Here is a 17,942-nt window from a genome sequence, read left to right on the forward strand (position 1 = left end):
GGTAACGGCTGTGAGGAAGCGTGACAGGACAAGGGTAGCCCCACCCGAAAGGGTTCAAGCAGAAACCGCAAGGCGAAAGCAATAGACTGCAAGCAACGATGCGGTCGGGGAGCCTGACTTGTATGGTATGGTTAATGTAATGTGAATCGCTGATAAACGTCGTTAAAGCTGAACAGGCTAAAGTTGCTGACAAGCCTGAACCAAAATGGTAACGCAGCTGGCTATCCCCCTGTACAGTGGGGATACATGGACACAAAGCTGTCGGCGGAGAGGCGAAGCCTAACCCATACTGTTGAATAAGTGGAACGTGGTAAGCCCGTATTTCTCCGAGCAATCGGACGGAAACCGTAAGGGGACTTTATGAAATGCGGGTAGAAGAAAGATGGAAAAAGCGAATGCCGACCCTGTAATGGGAACGGATAGAGGTTGCAACATCACCTCGTGCGAAAGCAGGCAGACTTCCATCTATGGTCTTTCTTTACGAGAGAATTTACAGAACTTTTCAAAAAGGAGGAATTGCAAATGAACGAGAAATCGTGTGCACCGACTTGCAGAGCGGGAAATTGGGACAGCATCGACTGGAACAAGGCTCGTGCTTATGTTAAAAAGCTGCAAATGCGTATCGTAAAGGCTCAACAAGAAGATCATTACAGCAAGGTAAAAACGCTGCAATGGCTGTTAACTCACTCGTTTTACGCCAAAGCCTTGGCAGTGAAGCGGGTAACAAGCAATCATGGTAAAAATACGGCTGGAGTTGACCATGAATTGTGGCTAACTCCTGAGGCAAAATTCAAGGCAATCAGTAAACTGAAACGGAGAGGATACCGTCCTCAGCCCCTGAAACGTGTTTATATTCCGAAGAAAAACGGCAAACTGCGGCCTCTGAGCATTCCGACAATGACAGACCGTGCCATGCAGACCCTACACAAGTTTGCATTGGAACCGCTTGCTGAAACCTACGGTGACCTCAACTCCTACGGATTCCGAATCGGAAGAAGCACACACGATGCAATCGAGCAGTGTTTCACCGACCTGAACAAGGGCAAGTCTCCTCAGTGGATTCTTGAAGGTGACATCAAGGGATGCTTCGACCACATCAGCCATGAATGGCTCATGGAGAATATCCCGATGGATACGCAGGTTTTACAGAAGTGGTTAAAGTGTGGATACGTTGATACAAAGCAACTTTTCCCCACTGAGGAAGGCACACCGCAAGGTGGAGCCATCTCGCCTACTCTGATGAATATGACGCTGGATGGACTGGAACGGCTCTTAAAGGAACGACTGCCGACCCGCAAAAAGGTCAATGGTAAAACTCATTTTAATAAGATGAACTTCGTGCGCTATGCTGACGACTTTATCGTAACCGGAGAAAGCCCGGAATTTCTGCGTGAAGAAGTGCTCCCTATTATCAGAGATTTCATGACGGAACGTGGGTTGCAGTTATCTGAAGAAAAGACGGTCATCACTCACATTGATGATGGATTTGACTTCTTGGGCAAGAACATCCGTAAGTATAACGGAAAACTTCTAATCAAGCCCTCGAAGCAGTCGGTCGGCTCTCTGCTGAAAAAGGTGCGTGAAATCGTCAAGAGCAACAAATCGGCAAAGCAGGATTTCCTGATTCGCCAGCTCAACCCGGTTATCCGTGGATGGGTCAATAACCAGCGATTTGTTGTATCCGCTGAAACATTCAGCAAAATCGACTATCAGATTTACAATTGTCTTTGGCAGTGGGCAAAGCGCAGGCATAAGAACAAAGGCAGACGGTGGATAGCAGCGAAATACTGGCATCGCATCGGAACCCGAAACTGGACTTTTGCCGCAGAGGAACGCACCAAGAAGAACGGTGAGCAATCCTACTTTGCTCTTGAATATGCAACGGACACCAAAATCATCCGCTTTAAGAAAATCGTCTCTAACGCAAATCCCTTCGATGAGCGATGGAACGGTTATTATGAAGAGCGCGATGGTGAGAAAATGTTGAACAGCACTAACGGACGCGAAAAACTCCTGAAAGTATGGAGAAATCAACACCGCTGTTGCCCAGTATGCAATGAGCCTATTACCTCGGAAACGAGTTTCAAGGTTCATAAGGTGTTCCGAAGCGGGAAGTCGCCATGGCTGGAAATGGTGCATCCCGAATGCCGTGCCGTATTGCACAAAAACGATTCTTGTTTTGTTGAGCCGGGTTCCCTGATGGGAGCTTTATGAAAGGCTTGAGCCGTATGAGGGGAAACTCTCACGTACGGTTCTTAGGGGAGGGGCTGGCAGTAATGCCATCCTCTTACCCGATCAGACCTTGGAGAATAAGCAGCGATTTATCAGCCAAATTATGACTTCAAAATCCCCGGTACGCTCTTGCGATGATGTGGACGAACAGGCTTTGTCCTATGCAGAGATCAAGGCATTGTGTGCTGGAAATCCGCTCATCAAGGAAAAGATGGATTTGGATGTGCAGGTGGCGAAACTGAAAGTGCTGAAAGCCGACCACCAAAGCCAGAAGTTCCGTCTGGAAGATAAGCTGCTCACAAAATTCCCGGCTGACATTCAGGAAACGAACGCCTATCTAGCTAGAGTGAAAGCGGATGCAGAAGTTGCCGCCGCCCATCCGCAGGAAAAGGAGGGCTTCTGCGGTATTATCATCAAGGGCGTGACCTACGATGAGAAAAAAACTGCTGGCGAACGCCTTCTCCTCGCTTGCTCCGAACTGCCCAACAGTGAGGAAAAAGTGATCGGCAGCTACCGTGGCTTTGAACTGTCCCTGCGCTTCGACACCTATCACAGCGAGTATCAGGCTCTTTTGAAAGGCCAGCGGAAATACCCGGTAGCACTGGGCAAAGACCCTCTTGGCTGCATCATCCGGCTGGATAATTCGCTGAACAATTTCCCGGAACGAATCACTTCTGCCGAAAACGAACTGGCTACCCTGAAACAACAGCAAGAAGCGGCGCAAATCGAAGTGGAAAAGCCATTCCCACAGGAAGAAGAACTGGCTGAAAAGTCGGCTCGCCTTGCGGAGCTGAACGCACAGTTGGATATGGATGAAAAAGGTCACGAACCGGAACAGGATGAGGAAGAACAGGAGGACGAACCTCGCCGCCCCTCGGTGCTGGCAGCTCTGGAAGAAAAGGCGGACAAGACAGAAACCGTTAAGCCGTTAAAAAGTTTTCTGGACAAGGATGGTGATGCACGATGAGGGAAAAACGAGATGAAATTCTTATCCTGCGCATCACAAAATCAGAAAAAAGCCGCATTTATGAAAAGATGTTGAGCATGGGCATCCGTAGTCTAAGCGCATATATCCGTAAAATGGCTCTGGATGGCTATTGCCTGCATCTTGATTTGCAGGAATTGCGCCGTATGGCCTACCTCTTGCAAATGTGCAGTACGAACTTGAACCAATATGCCAAACGCGCCAACGAGTGCGGTCAGGTTTACGCTGCTGACGTAGAGGATTTGCGCACCCGGTTGGACGAGCTAATCGACATTGGCAAGCAGATTCTTTCTCGATTGGCTGACCTCTGATTTTTACCCCACGGCATTGCTGTGGGGTTACATAATGTATCGGCATCGTTGACACGGTGCCTATGCTCCTGTATATTAAGGCCAGAAACAGAAAGGCGGTGCTACTGATGAGGCTCGTATTTAGAATCATACTTTTCCCAATCTACCTGTTTGCGGCTTTTATGGCTCTGATGCTGAAATGGACGCTCAACTTGTCAGCTTTTGTTCTTGCGCTGCCGATGCTCTATATCTTCGGCTGCGGTCTGTATACTTTGTACTGCCATGAGTGGATGCAGTTCCTGATCCTACTGGCGGCAGAGTTCGGATGCTTTGTTCTGGTCTTTGCCGGAACTGCCATTGTGGAAGCTGCAGAACGGTTCAGCGGCTGGCTGGCCGGATTAGGAGGTACGAATGAATAAAGAAATAATGACCGACTACTATCGGAATAATCCGAAAGACATTCTGAACGAACAGCTTGCAGACGACAAACTGTACCATGCGCTGATTCAGAAGAAAATCGCAGCGGAAAGCGCTTTGCGCTCCCTTATCAGCGAAGAAGCATGGAAACGCTATCTCAATCTGGATTCTGTCTGCAATGAATTAGAAGATATTCGGCTGGAGACCATGTACCTTGCCGGAGCCGCCGATTATGAGAGATTTTTCAAGTAAGAGTGCCGCCGTTGTGCGGCATTTTTCTTTTAAAGGGGGTGATGGAATTGGCTGCAACACGTTTGATCGCTATGCGCAAAAATAAAGGAAAATCCATTGCCGCCTGTCTGCATGACCACACCAGTTATATCCAGAACCCGGACAAGACTGAACAGGGCGAACTTGTCAGCAGCTACCAGTGCAGCCCTTTGACAGTGGACGAAGAATTTATGCTGACAAAACGGCTTTATGAGCAGACCACCGGGCGCAGGCAGAAAAGTGATGTGATCGCCTATCAAGTGCGGCAGTCTTTCAGACCGGGAGAAGTGACACCTGAAGAAGCCAACCGCATTGGCTACGAATTTGCTGAGCGTTTTTTAAAAGGCAAACACGCCTTTATTGTTGCAACTCACACTGACCGGGCGCACATCCACAATCATATTATTTATAATTCGACTGTGCTGGATGGCACACGGAAATTCCGGGATTTCTTTTTCTCTGCACTGGCTGTCCAACGGTTAAGTGACCTGATTTGTCTGGAGCATCAGCTTTCTATTATCCAGAAAAAGCCTTACCGGGAGCGGCAGAAGCGCATCCTCTACCCACCCAAAGAGAGCAACCGCGACAAGCTCTGTGCAGTGATCGACAACATTCTGCTGCACGACAAGCCCAAAGATTTTGCTGCGTTTCTGGATTCGTTGGAACAGCAGGGATATGAGGTCAAGCGCGTCAAACATCCTTCAGTGAAAGGCAAAGGGCAGCGGCGATTTATCCGATTTCGCACATTGGGAGCCGGATACACCGAGGAAGAAATCAGAGCGGTGCTGGATGGCAAAGCTGAACACCAGCTACATCCTAAACAGCCCTTGCCTGAAAAGAAGTTCGGTCTGCTGATGGACATTCCTGCGAAAATGGCCGAAGGCAAAACCAGTGGATATAAAAAATGGGCAACAAAGTTCAACTTGAAAGAAATGTCCAAGACACTGCTCTACTTGCAGGAAAAGAAAATTGACAGTGCGGCCGAACTTCGGGAACGTGCAGCGGCGGCAACAGAACGGTATCACACGCTGGGCGATTCCATCAAAGCGGCAGAGAAGCGCATGGGGGAAATCGCTGTCCTGCGGGCACACATCGTCAATTACGCAAAGACCCGCGATGTGTACGCCGCCTATCGCAAGGCCGGATACAGCAAAAAGTTTCTGGAAGCACACCGGGAAGAGATCGAACTCCACAAGGCTGCGAAAGCCGCCTTTGACGAAGCGGACTTAAAAAAGTTGCCCAAGGTAAAAGATTTGAACGTAGAATATTCCGAACTGCTCTCCCAAAAGAAAGCAGCGTACCCGGAGTATCGCAAAGCCAAAGAAGAAATGCAGGAACTGGTTCGCGCACAGAAAAATGTGGAACGGTTCTTTGCAGAAGAAAAGCAGACGCACGGAACAGAACAGGTGCGTTAATGCTGGACTGCCGGAGCTGACGATCGTGTCGGTTCCCGGCAGTCTTTTTTTGTCTTATAATCCCTATGGTGATGCACTGTTTCTTTCGATTGTGTATACAAGGAACGGCAACAGGTATTCTAAAGAGTGTAAACAACTCGATAGGATGAGGTTGCTCTATGAAAGAATTATTTGGACAGCGATTACGGGAACAGCGTTTGAAACATCATTTGACGTTGGAGCAAGTAGCAGAAAAAGCAGACCTTTCTGCCAACTATATCGGGATGGTGGAGCGAGGACTAAAGGAACCGGGGCTTGCAACCATTGTCAAAATCTTGAATGCCCTGAATATTTCAGCAGACGAACTTTTGTGCGATCTGGTTCCAAGTGCATCTCATGTGACCGAAGATGAAATCAGCAAGCGGCTTGAAGGACTGACCCCTATGCAGAAGAAAGTGGCACTTGACCTTCTGGACACCTATATCACCAATCTGCCTTACCTCACCAAAGAAGAATAATCCTGCGGCAACTCTGGCGCACCAGCTTAATTTTGGCTGGTGCGCTTTTCTTTTGCAATTCTTTAGGCTATAATGTTTCTTATGGGATGTATTCATTCCCGAAGAATTGATTTCGAGGTGAACAAGATGCGAGAACCGCGATACAGTATCCTTTCCGACATCAACGATGAAATCGACCGTGCCAAGCAAGGCAAGCTGGCTCTGTACTGGCAGCGGAACATTGAACACGAATACCGCTGCAAAAAAGTGACCCCGGCAGAGCAGCAAGCCTACACCGACTTGCAGGACGTTCTTACTGCCGTTCCGCAGTGGAGCGATGAGGAAGAATTGCGCTCCGGCATGGAGGGTATCGGTGGCCGCGTCTGGTTCTGTTACTTCTGGGAAGAACATGATTCGATGGTGCAGCTTACTGAAGATTGCAGCGGCAAGTTTACGGTTGCTTACGTTCTGGATTCGGATGTCACCCCAGAGGTGCGAAAGGCGGCTGCACAGCACGTACAACAGCAGCTTGCTGAATGTATGCAGGAGTGGGATGTTCCGCTTATGAAATCGGCTATTCCAGAAAAAGATAAATACGAATATTTAGATGAAGCGGCATCCCATCTGATGCAAGTCCTCGATGACCCGGAGAGCATCACCGGATAAAAAGCGTTCCGCAGGAATGCGCAGCCTGCATCGGAACGGTGCAGAGTGAAAGGGTTTGGGGTGTCCCCAACAAGCATTTTGCAGCGCAAAATAGGCATTTGTATAGACGAATGCACTGCTTGCGTCCTCTATGCGTCCCTTCAGTCCGCAATCACTTTATTTTACCGAAGCATGAGGTGCTAAAGATTTGTAGCAACACCGCATTGATTTTATATAAAGAAAAGTGTACAATATTAACGAATTGACAACAAAGACTTACTGAGAAAATTTGTGAGTACACAAGTGGACATGGCATCTGTCGAACATTGCAGCTCATAGAGAATGTCAAGTAGTAATATTTTGGATAATTCGCTCGGTATGGATACGACAGACTGGATAATGTAATGATTAGAGATACTGCCCTTAGCAATTTGATTTTTCTGGCCAACAAACAAGGATATGTTTTAACAGACGACATCTTAGACGAAGGTGCAGACTTATCTTTCACGGATGTCGATTGGCTCTCGTCTACTTTAATGGCAAAGGGGATTCTTGTTTATGATGAGGCTCCTGTCGTAAAAGATTCTGTTAATACGAGTGCAGCGGAAATTTTCGACTATGCACAAACGGATTATGAGGAGATTTATCAAAAAGCAATCGATGCTTCTCCAGAATCTGAGGATATTATAAATTCTATTAGATCAATCCTTCCTCCGCAGCGTGGCGAATTTGATACGCTGAAATATCAAGTTGTAGAGGGAAACAAGTACGCACGCCAAAGGGTCATAGAGATGCACCTTCGTTTTGCGGTGCGAGTAGCAGTCTCCTATACAGAGAGATATGGGCTCCAGTTTGAAGATGCGTTTTCACTTGCCTGTATAGGATTAGTGACCGCAGTTGATAAGTACGATCCAGATACTGATGGGCCAATTGGTTCGTTTATCTCTTACTACATCATGCAGGTGATAAACCGCGAAATGCCTTTGCCCTGCAGGGAACTGTACTATCCTGTTCATGTTAAAGAACGCTGGGCACCTGTTTTTCTCATGTTAAAGGAAGATGGGTGCGTCGGATGTGATGAACTGCCACGCTGTAAATACGAAAAAAACAAGTTAAAGAAAAAATTCGCAGATATATCGGATGCTGACATCCTGATGATGATTGGAATGTCGCTGTGTGAGCTTTCACTCTCAGAACTTGCAGAAGAAGAGAAAGAACCAGTAGACACATCCACTTTGGAACGAATAACCGATGATTTGGCACAGAGTGAAAGAAGAAAAACTCTATATGATGCCTTGAAAATCTTAACTCCGAGAGAAATGGATGTTATAATTTTGCGTTACGGGCTTCTTGATGACAGACCTCTAACTCTTGAGGAAGTTGGCCAGAAATATTCTATTACGCGTGAACGGGTTCGGCAAATCGAAGCAAAATCACTCCGTAAACTTAACACTAAAAAGATGCGCAGAATTCTTGAGGATTCGGTTTCCTGATTCTGCGCAGTTGCACATGAAAGTGAGAATTTAGATGTGGTGCAAAAATTGCAACATCGAAACGAATGATGAAACCTGTCCGATTTGCGGCAGCAAAACGGTAGAAGATATTCCTGTTGAAGTGTATTGGTGCCCGGAATGCAAGGTACCCATCATCAATACGACTACGCAAGCGGATAAAGGTTCTTGCCCGCTATGTGGACATAAAACTAAATATATGTCGGCTGATTTGCGCCCGGTCTTTCCAGAAGAGCGGCTCTTGCTGGAGTTGCTGCTTGAGAAGAAGCCGCACGAATATGTCCAAAAATCCGTATGGGCGGCGAACAGCAGCTACTATATTGATGGAAAGCGTGTGGCACTTCCGGCGAAACTCTTTGAAAAGGCCAATACAGACGACTTATCAAAGAAAATCGAGGAGTATAAAGGCAGCAATACCTACGAATACTTTAATATTTATGCCAAGCGATTCTGTGAAGCTAATAGAAACCGGCTCAACTACCTCGTGGATGAAGCCTCTGGGTTTGTGCGGAATGCAGCGTCAAAGTTTGATGAAGACCGACTTGTGATATCCTTTTCGGGTGGTAAAGATTCAACAGTTACGGCCGATTTGACAATCAACGCATTGGGTACATCGAGTATTGTTCATATTTTTGGTAACACTACACTGGAATTTCCGACCACGGGCGAATATGCAGAACGCTATCGTCACAATCATCCCCATGCGATTTTTATGATCGCCAAAAATGAGGAACAGAACTTCATGGATGTTTGTGATGATATTGGACCACCGGCACGAATGATGCGCTGGTGCTGCTCGATGTTCAAGACGGGCCCTATTACCCGGACGCTGAATAGTCTGTTTCGCAATGAGCAGATTCTGACGTTCTATGGTATTCGCAAGGCAGAGTCTGTCAGCCGTAGCAAGTACAATCGTATTGAGGATGATGCCGAATCCGTCAAAATTCAAAAGCAGACTGTGGCATCGCCAATCTTCTTCTGGAAAGACATTGACATTTGGCTGTATATTCTGAGCAAAGAAATCGACTTCAACTATGCCTATCGGCTGGGCTATGATCGTGTCGGCTGCTGGTGCTGCCCGAATAACAATCAGCGCGCACAGTTCCTATCTCGAATCTATATGCCGGAAAAATCAAAGGCATGGCGCGAATTCCTGATTGGGTTTGCAAGAAAAATCGGAAAGCCTGACGCTGAAGAGTATGTTGATTCTGGCAAATGGAAGGCTCGTCAAGGCGGAAATGGTCTGGCAACAGCTAACGATGTGAAAATCAAATTCACAAATTGCACAGCCGAGGACCACGCGAAAATCTATCGTCTTGTGCGACCGTATGATGACGAGCTGATTGGAATGTTCGTTCCTTTTGGCCGTATTGCGCCGGAGTATGGGCAGAAAATCCTGAATGAAACCGTAATCCTTGATGTTAGAACGAATGTTCCAATTCTTTCCATTCAGCCTTTTACCCATGATGGATACGAACACGCAGTAAAGGTTCGGACAATGAATGTTGCTGACCATGATGATCTGCAACGAATGGTTGGATACCAAATCCGAAAATTTAATGCTTGCCGCAAGTGCTTGAAGTGCGAATCGCTATGCCGTGCGGGAGCAATCTCGATTATTGGAGACTACTACTACATCAATCCTGCTAAATGCGTTCATTGTAAAATGTGCGTTACTCCTAAATATCTCGATGGCGGGTGCATGATGAACAAATATTTGAAAACAAAATGATAAGGCGGGAAATTTGCCATGAAATTTAGAGCACATGATACCTTCTTCATCCGAAAGGGATGGCTGAGCAAGGGTATGAAAGCGGTTCATTCTAAGCCAGATGTCTTTGTTGCTAAAGACGAAAATCCAATGGATGTATTAGGCATCGGCTCTAACATGGTAAAGTCGCTCCGCTACTGGTTAGTTGCTACGAATCTTACGGAAGAAGCTCTTCTAAATAAACGCCGCGTTCAGAAGTTCACAGGGTTTGGAAACCAAATATTCAAAAATGATCGTTACATGGAGGAGTATGGAACGCTCTACCTCCTGCATTATATGCTGTCGAAGAACGAAGAAGATGCGACAGCATGGTATTTTTTCTTCAATGAATTCAATATGTCCGAATTTACACGGGAAGATTTCGTTGCGGCCTTGCAGAACTATGTTTCCATGAAAGGTGAAACTGTTGCCATTCGATCGATGTCGGATGACTTTGCTTGCATCCTCAACACATATTTGCCCCGGTACAAAACAAATCCTGCGCGAGTGAATCCTGAAAACAACATTGATTGCCCGCTGGGTGAATTGGGTCTTATTGATATTCTGGATAAGAACAAAAAAACATATCGAAAAGCCGTTCCCACACCTGAAACTATTCATCCATGGGTGTTAATGGCGGTTATGTGCGATCAGGCGAATGGCCGCATGGAAATTGGATTAAATGAGCTGCTCACTGCAAAATGCAACATCGGAAAAACGTTCAATCTTGATGCCATTACCATGCTGGATGCGCTGCATCAGGTAGAAAAAATTGGACTGGTCAAAATTATTCGGACAGCGGGTCTGGATGTTATTCAGCTAAAGCAGAATTATTCTTTTGAGGAATGCGTGGATAATTACTACGAGTGCATTTCCAAGATTGATTAAGGGGAAAGTTTAATGAGTGAAATGATTTCAGTCGCAGAAGGTTTTCAGTATTCTGTGAACATTGCCTACGACCTTCATGCTGATGATAAGTTAAAGAGCTATATACCGACTCAGTCTGCACTCCAGTTGATGGAAGATATTTTGCAGAGTACTCTGCCTACCGCAACAGACCGTTCGCGTGTTTTGATTGGTGCTTACGGCAAGGGAAAATCACATATTGTGCTGACGATTCTTGCGCTCTTGATGAAACGCGACCTTGACTTGTTTGAAAAACTGCTCCCGGCTATTCAGAAGCGCGATAAATTGAACCGTCTGATTCAAAACTACTATGCAAGCGACAACAAGCTGCTGCCAGTTATTATTACCGGCAGCAATACAAGTCTGACGCAAGCATTCCTTCTGGCTCTTCAGCAAACACTGAAAGAAAATGATCTGCTGAATATTATGCCGGACACGAACTATAAAGCTGCCGTGTCGGTTATTGAACGTTGGAAAAACGATTTTCCTGATACCTATCAGCAGTTCAAGAATAAGATTACGGATTCTATCGGTTCGTTTGTTTCTCGTTTAGAAGATTATGACATTAAGGCTTACGAAGAATTTGAGCGTATTTACCCTAGCCTGACAGCAGGTAGTACGTTTAATCCCTTTGTAGGCTTTGATGTCGTGCAGCTATATGAAAGCGTTGTTCAGGCATTAAAGCCTCATGGCTACACGGGTATCTATGTCATCTACGATGAGTTCAGCAAGTATCTGGAAGCAAACATTTCGGAGGCATCTGTAAGCGATACTAAGATGCTTCAGGACTTTGCAGAAAAATGCAATAGAAGCGGAAAAAATCAGATGCACCTGATGCTGATTTCCCATAAGGAGATTGCAAACTATATCGACCGACTGCCCAAGCAGAAGGTCGATGGCTGGCGTGGTGTTTCTGAACGATTCATTCATATCCACCTGAACAATAACTTTACGCAGACCTACGAGATTATTGCAACAGTCATCCAGAAAAATCAAAAGCTCTGGAATCTGTTCTGCGCCGAGCATAAAAAAGAATTCAATGCGCTGGCAAAACGCTACGAGACACATCGGATCTTTTCGGATATGCAGTCTGATAGTATAGAACATACAATAATGGCTTGCTATCCTCTTCACCCGGTTTCTACGTTTATTCTGCCCCGGTTGTCCGAGCGCGTAGCTCAGAATGAGCGGACGCTTTTTACTTTTTTGTCGGCGAATGGACAGGCAACACTTCCGTCCTTCTTGAAGCAGTATCACGATAGCGAGTTCTCGGTCGTTACGCCCGATTTGATTTACGATTATTTCGAGCCGCTGTTCAAAAAGGAAATTTCAAACGGAACACTCCATGACATTTACTTCTTGACCAGCACAATCTTAAATCAGCTTGACGATGATTCTTTAGAGGAAAAACTAGTAAAGACGTTGTCCTTGATTTATATGCTGGAGCAGTTTGAAAAACTCAAACCGACAAAGGATGAGCTAATTGGAATCTACTCTATTCAGTATTCGGTGCCGGAAATTGAAAAGGCATTAAATAATCTTATTGACGATGAGTATGTCATTTACCTCAAGCGTAGCAACGATTTCCTTCAGCTGAAAGAAAGTTCCGGCGTTGATGTTGAAGCTAAAATCCGTGACACGATTGCATCCCAGCAGGGCAGCGCAGTCGTGAAAAAGATTCTGAATGCATCAAACTTTGATAGCTGCATCTATCCTTTCCGCTATAACGATGAGAAAGAAGTCACACGGTACTTTGACTTTACCTTTATTGATGAATCGGAAGTTACCGAGGATGTCAACTGGAAAACAAAGCAGCAAGGTACGGAAGCAGATGGCATTGTATATGCTATTATTCCGCACAGCAGGGATTCGATTGCACAGATTGTGGATGTAGTGAAGAAAACTAGTACCTACTGCTCAAACTGTGTCTTTGTTATCCCGCATAAATTTGTTCCCATCGATTTTACAGTTCGAGAGTATAAGGCTGTCGAGACACTGAAAGATCTTGCCGTTTCCGATAAAGTTCTGTTTGATGAGTACGAGGTGATTTATGAAGACCTCCGGGAAATCATCAACCACTATATCAGCGACTATACTCATCCCGAAAAGAGAGCAGCTACCTATATTTATAAGGGAGAAGAAAAGCAGATCGTCCGTAAAGCAGCTTTGACTGACCTTTTGTCTACCATCTGTGAAAAAACGTATTTCAAGACCCCGGTTATTGTCAACGAGGCAGTCAACAAAAACCACCTGACAGCAAATTCGGTAAACAGCCGGAGCAAAATTGTTATTGGACTACTGCGTTCTGAACTTGAGCCGAATCTTGGACTGGCTGGTGCTGGACAGGAAGTTTCCATTCTCCGCAGTACGCTGATCCGAACGGGGATACTGGACACAAAAAACGGTGTTCCTAAAATCAATCTGCATCCGCATGATTATCTTACGGCCAACCTGCTGGGCGAGATTGAGAAGTTTGTCCAAGAAGCGCGAGAGCAGAAAATGAGCTTCGCAGAGCTGTATGCTCGCTTGACCACCGATAAATGCTATATCGGTTTGCGGAAGGGTCTTGTTCCTATCTATGTTGCTGCCGTATTCCACGAGTACAAAAAGGAAATCGTTCTCTACGACAAATTCTCTCAGGTTCCGCTGAACAACGATACCTTGCTCCAAATCGAAGCAGCTCCACAGGATTTCACTTTGCAGTGTTTGGACTGGAACAACGAAAAAGACGAATATGTAGATGCCCTTGCAAATGTCTTTAAGGATTACGTTGTCGATGCTGAAAAAGCTGCCTCTGGCTACAATTATGTTGTAGCTGCTATGCATCGGTGGTATATGGAGCTGCCTAAGTACGCTAAGGAAGCTAAATATGACCCCAAAGGGCAGCAGATTGACAAGCTCAAGCGTCAATTTATTCGGATGCTCAAGCAAAACATTGGCACCCACACTTTGCTATTTGAGCGGCTTCCTGCTCTTATCACTGGAGGAACAGAATGTGGCTCAGAAACAGTGAACGCTGTTTCCGAGATTAAATTCTTCTATGATCAGATGCTTGGTCAGTTAGAATTCGCATTCTGCGATGAAGTCAAGAAGCTCTTCGGTGAGGGGCAGGATGAAGCGATTCTAGGCAGAAAATCTTTGCCGAGTGTAGTCACCGAATGGATGAATCGACTCGATCCGTCTATTCACGAGCAATTATTTTCGGACGGAACCGATAGAATGCTTCAATTATTCCTTGCAAATAAAGAGGCAAGTGAGCATATCTTGACCCTGAACCTTGCAAAACTCGCAACCGACCTGAATCTGAGCGATTGGGATGCCAACACACAGGCTACTGCATTGGAAAACGTCAAGCAGTATAAAATGACCGCCGAGAAATTCCGTCAGGAAGCCCCCCATAAGGAAGCCGAAGCCATCAATGGTTATCAGTTGACTTATGAGGATGAAGCGGGCTGTACGGTAACAAAACGCTTTGATAAAGTGGAAACGAGCAAGCGCGGAAAGCTGCTGTACAATGCGATCGAGTCTGCGATTAGCGGCATGGGACAGGCAGTTTCCGAACAGGAAAAACGCCAAATCCTGATGGACGTGTTAAGAGAGCTGTGCTAAAACCTCAAAGGAGAAAATGTTATGGCATACTTTGACAATGCAGCTACCACATTTCCAAAGCCTGACGATGTTTATTCCTTTATGAATGAATTCTATCGTCAGTGTGGTGGAAATGTCGGGCGTGGTGATTATGGTATTGCTAAATCTGCTGGTGAACTTGTAGCTGATACAAGGGCGCGGCTGCAAAATCTTTTACACTGCCCTGCAAAGCAGGTGATTTTTACACCGACAGCTACGATTGCCCTGAACATTATCCTGCAAGGGTTGTGCGAAATGGGCATGAAAAACTTTTATATCAGCCCCTTTGAGCATAATGCCGTTACTCGAACGCTACATCACTTTGAAAATCTTGGGCGCATCAAGGTTCACCAGCTCTCTGTAACATCGGATCTGAAATACGATTTGGAAAAAATTCGCTATAAGTTTGATGATTGCAAGCCCGATGTTGTTGTCGTAAGTCATGCCAGCAATGTGATTGGCCTGATTGCTCCCGCCGCAGAAATTTTTGATTTAGCGAAAGCATACAGTAGTTACACCGTGCTGGATATGTCGCAGACAGCAGGACTTGTTGATTGTGATGTGGGACGCAACACATTCGATTTTGCAGTGTTTGCAGGGCATAAAACTCTTTATGGCCCGACTGGAATATCCGGCTTTATAATGAAGCCAGATATAAATCTTCCCCCGGTTCTTTTTGGAGGCACAGGCTATGATTCGGCAAATCAGGATATGCCGGATAGTCTGCCCGAAAAGTATGAAATGGGAACTTCTAATATTGCTGGAATTGCAGGATTAAATGCTGCTTTACAATGGAATCAGAAAATCGGGATTCAGAATATTTTCGAGCATGAGCAAAAAAATCGTAAGAAGTTGCTTGAAATCCTGTCCCAATACGATTTTATTACTATTGTAGGCAATGCTTCAGCACAGCAGTATGTTGGCATTGTGTCGTGTCTTTTCGATGGAATCAGCAGTGATATTGCTGGCAGTCTGTTGAGCGAGCATGGTGTATCTGTTCGGACAGGACTGCAATGCGCACCATTAGCTCATAAGTTCTTGAGTACCTATCCGGCTGGAACCATTCGATTCAGCGTTGGACATTTTACAAGCGAAGAGGACTACAATGCCCTAACCAACGCACTGGATTATATCGATCAAAACATTTAAGGAGATCGTGTCATGTCTTTTTCAGACTGTGTTATCAAAAGTGAATATCGATCCCTTATCGATAATGTCGTTCAGGATTTTTATCTTCCGATTCTTCACGAAGCGGTGTCCTATAAGCGTGCTGTTGGCTTTTTTTCATCTTCTGCTTTGGCGGAAATATCAAAAGGTATCTGCGATATGGCTTCCAATGGTGGAAAAATCCAAATTGTAGCGTCTCCCTATCTCTCCGAAGAAGATGTGAAAGCTATTCAAGAAGGCTATCAAAATCGTGAGACGTACATCAAGGAAAAGGTTTTGAAGCAGATTCAAGATGAAGATGTATCGAATGATTATTATACGTTGGAACGTCTGAACCTGCTGACGAAACTGATTGAGGATGGAATCCTTGATATAAAACTCGCCTATACCGAAAATAATGGTGGAATAGGAATGTACCACGAGAAGATGGGTCTGATGGAAGATTCATCTGGCAATATAGTTGCGTTTTCTGGCTCAATGAATGAGTCGGCAACGGCCATGGAAGTCAACTACGAGACCATAGATGTTTTTTGCAGCTGGAAGAGCGATTATGAAAAAGAGCAGGTGTCCCTCAAGAAAAAGGCATTTGATGCAATTTGGGGAAATAAAGAAAGCGGAATAAAAGTCATTGCTGCCCCTGAAGTAACGCAAGTTTTCATCAAAAAATTCCGAAAGCTCTCACCTGTAAACTTCAAAATTGATGAAGAGCAGTTCAAAATGCCAGCACGTCCTGCTAAAAATGATGACACTGGAGCTGTTGGCGCACGAATGCCCGCTGAAATTCAACTGCGAGACTATCAGCAGGCGGCAGTTGCTGCATGGGCAGGCGCAAATTATCAAGGAATATTCTCGATGTGTACGGGTGCTGGCAAGACCATAAGTGGATTGGCAGCAGTTGCAAAGCTGTCACAAGATTTGAATGACCATCTAGCCGTTATTATTGTCTGTCCATATCAGCATCTTGTGGAGCAGTGGGTTGAGGATATTGTAAAATTCAACATCAAACCTATTGTAGGGTATAGTTCATCACCGCAAAAAGACTGGAAAAAACGGTTGGAAAAGGCCATTCGTGATCAGCGTATGATACCGAAGAAGAGTTTCTTCTGCCTTGTTTGCACGAATGCAACTTTTGCGGGTTCTTATGTCCAGAGCCAAATTGATAAGATTCGGGCACCGATTCTTCTGATGGTTGATGAAGCTCACAACTTTGGCGCGCAGAGAATCCGTAAACTGTTGGATGACCGATTTACTTATCGACTGGCACTATCTGCAACGATGGATCGCCATCGAGATGAAGAAGGAACGGCAGCTCTATACCAGTTCTTTGGAAAGAAATGTATTGACTATACGTTGGAGCAAGCAATCAAGGATGGAAAGCTGACGCCCTATAAATACTATCCTATTGTGGTATATCTCTCGGATGATGAGCTGGAAAAATACTCTGAAATTTCCTCAGAGATGACAAAGCACATCATTCAGGGACGAAATGGCAGCGTCAAATTGGATTCTTACGGTGAAATGCTTGCCATAAAGCGGTCGCGGGTAGTCGCCGGAGCAATTGCAAAAATATCTGAGCTTCGTAAGCAGATAGAACCGTATAAAGACCAAAATAATATTTTGGTCTACTGCGGTGCAACCAATATTCTCGATGAAAACGCAGATGATTCGGAAACGGATAGCAGCGATATTAAACAGATTGATGCTGTCACTCATCTGCTTGGAAATGAATTGGGAATGCGTGTTGCGCGTTTTACATCACGCGAAAACATCGAAGAACGAGCTACCATTAAAGAAAAATTCCAAGATAACGGAAAACTCCAAGCGATTGTTGCAATAAAGTGTTTGGATGAAGGTGTGAACATTCCGGGAATTAAAACCGCCTTTATCCTTGCAAGCACAACAAATCCAAAAGAATATATCCAGCGTCGAGGCCGTGTGCTTAGAAAAGCTCCCGGAAAAAGATTTGCTGAGATTTATGACTTTGTGACGTTACCAAGACCGTTGGATGAAGTTCCGGGGCTTACGGTAGAGCAAGCTAGCCGGGATGTATCACTTGTAAAGAATGAATGTGCGCGTATGCAGGAATTTGCGGCACAAGCATTAAATGGTATGGATGCCCAATCTTTGATTTGGGACATCCAAGAAGTCTATCATATTGATACCATTGAAGAGGTTGGGGTCGAAGCCGAATTTGCGAAAGAGATTGACTGTAAAAGCTGATTTTATTGCCTATAAAAAGGAGGGGCAAAAT

The 17,942-nt window shown here is 45.4% G+C and carries 14 protein-coding genes; all 14 read left to right on the forward strand.

Features of this window, described 5'->3' with window-relative positions:
* Nucleotides 1-522 precede the first annotated feature (522 nt).
* The 14 genes from ltrA to ACXPUX_RS05635 all read left to right on the forward strand — a co-directional run bounded on the left by ltrA (nucleotide 523) and on the right by ACXPUX_RS05635 (nucleotide 17,911).
* Complete coding sequence (gene ltrA, locus ACXPUX_RS05570) at nucleotides 523-2,214, forward strand: group II intron reverse transcriptase/maturase (RefSeq protein ID WP_458828744.1); 1,692 nt, start codon at nucleotides 523-525, stop codon at nucleotides 2,212-2,214.
* A 121-nt stretch (nucleotides 2,215-2,335) separates the two neighbouring features.
* Nucleotides 2,336-3,199, forward strand: coding sequence for a hypothetical protein (locus ACXPUX_RS05575; protein WP_458830659.1), 864 nt, complete (start codon nucleotides 2,336-2,338; stop codon nucleotides 3,197-3,199).
* Nucleotides 3,196-3,528: a plasmid mobilization protein gene (locus ACXPUX_RS05580; RefSeq protein ID WP_458830661.1), complete on the forward strand. Its 333-nt coding sequence runs from the start codon at nucleotides 3,196-3,198 to the stop codon at nucleotides 3,526-3,528. Before ACXPUX_RS05575 ends, ACXPUX_RS05580 begins: the two co-directional genes overlap by 4 nt.
* A 191-nt stretch (nucleotides 3,529-3,719) precedes the next feature.
* Nucleotides 3,720-3,926: a hypothetical protein gene (locus tag ACXPUX_RS05585; RefSeq protein ID WP_458830663.1), complete on the forward strand. Its 207-nt coding sequence runs from the start codon at nucleotides 3,720-3,722 to the stop codon at nucleotides 3,924-3,926.
* Entirely contained in the window at nucleotides 3,919-4,176 is a 258-nt protein-coding gene (locus ACXPUX_RS05590; RefSeq protein WP_458830665.1) for a hypothetical protein, read from the forward strand. The genes ACXPUX_RS05585 and ACXPUX_RS05590 overlap by 8 nt, the downstream gene beginning before the upstream one ends.
* Before the next feature lie 47 nt (nucleotides 4,177-4,223).
* Nucleotides 4,224-5,609 (forward strand): relaxase/mobilization nuclease domain-containing protein, encoded by a 1,386-nt coding sequence (locus ACXPUX_RS05595; protein WP_458831169.1) that lies wholly within the window; start codon nucleotides 4,224-4,226, stop codon nucleotides 5,607-5,609.
* 158 nt (nucleotides 5,610-5,767) lie between these two features.
* Nucleotides 5,768-6,106 carry a helix-turn-helix domain-containing protein gene (locus ACXPUX_RS05600; protein ID WP_458830667.1) on the forward strand — a complete coding sequence of 113 codons (339 nt, stop codon included), beginning with the start codon at nucleotides 5,768-5,770 and terminating at the stop codon, nucleotides 6,104-6,106.
* Nucleotides 6,107-6,223: 117 nt separating this feature from the next.
* On the forward strand, nucleotides 6,224-6,751 hold the full coding sequence (locus tag ACXPUX_RS05605; RefSeq protein WP_458830669.1) for a hypothetical protein: 528 nt from the start codon (nucleotides 6,224-6,226) through the stop codon (nucleotides 6,749-6,751).
* Between the two features lie 383 nt (nucleotides 6,752-7,134).
* Nucleotides 7,135-8,223, forward strand: a complete 1,089-nt coding sequence (locus ACXPUX_RS05610; RefSeq protein WP_458830671.1) for a sigma-70 family RNA polymerase sigma factor — start codon at nucleotides 7,135-7,137, stop codon at nucleotides 8,221-8,223.
* 34 nt (nucleotides 8,224-8,257) lie between these two features.
* Nucleotides 8,258-9,973, forward strand: a complete 1,716-nt coding sequence (locus ACXPUX_RS05615) for a phosphoadenosine phosphosulfate reductase domain-containing protein (RefSeq protein WP_458830673.1) — start codon at nucleotides 8,258-8,260, stop codon at nucleotides 9,971-9,973.
* An 18-nt stretch (nucleotides 9,974-9,991) separates the two neighbouring features.
* Complete coding sequence (locus tag ACXPUX_RS05620; RefSeq protein ID WP_458830674.1) at nucleotides 9,992-10,879, forward strand: DUF4007 family protein; 888 nt, start codon at nucleotides 9,992-9,994, stop codon at nucleotides 10,877-10,879.
* 12 nt (nucleotides 10,880-10,891) lie between these two features.
* On the forward strand, nucleotides 10,892-14,506 hold the full coding sequence (locus tag ACXPUX_RS05625; protein WP_458830676.1) for a restriction endonuclease subunit S: 3,615 nt from the start codon (nucleotides 10,892-10,894) through the stop codon (nucleotides 14,504-14,506).
* A gap of 21 nt (nucleotides 14,507-14,527) precedes the next feature.
* A complete protein-coding gene (locus tag ACXPUX_RS05630; RefSeq protein WP_458830678.1) occupies nucleotides 14,528-15,673 on the forward strand; it encodes an aminotransferase class V-fold PLP-dependent enzyme in 1,146 nt (381 codons plus the stop codon).
* Between the two features lie 12 nt (nucleotides 15,674-15,685).
* On the forward strand, nucleotides 15,686-17,911 hold the full coding sequence (locus ACXPUX_RS05635) for a DEAD/DEAH box helicase family protein (RefSeq protein WP_458830680.1): 2,226 nt from the start codon (nucleotides 15,686-15,688) through the stop codon (nucleotides 17,909-17,911).
* Nucleotides 17,912-17,942: the final 31 nt, after the last annotated feature.

It is taken from the genome of Faecalibacterium sp. PGM34, assembly GCF_054456555.1.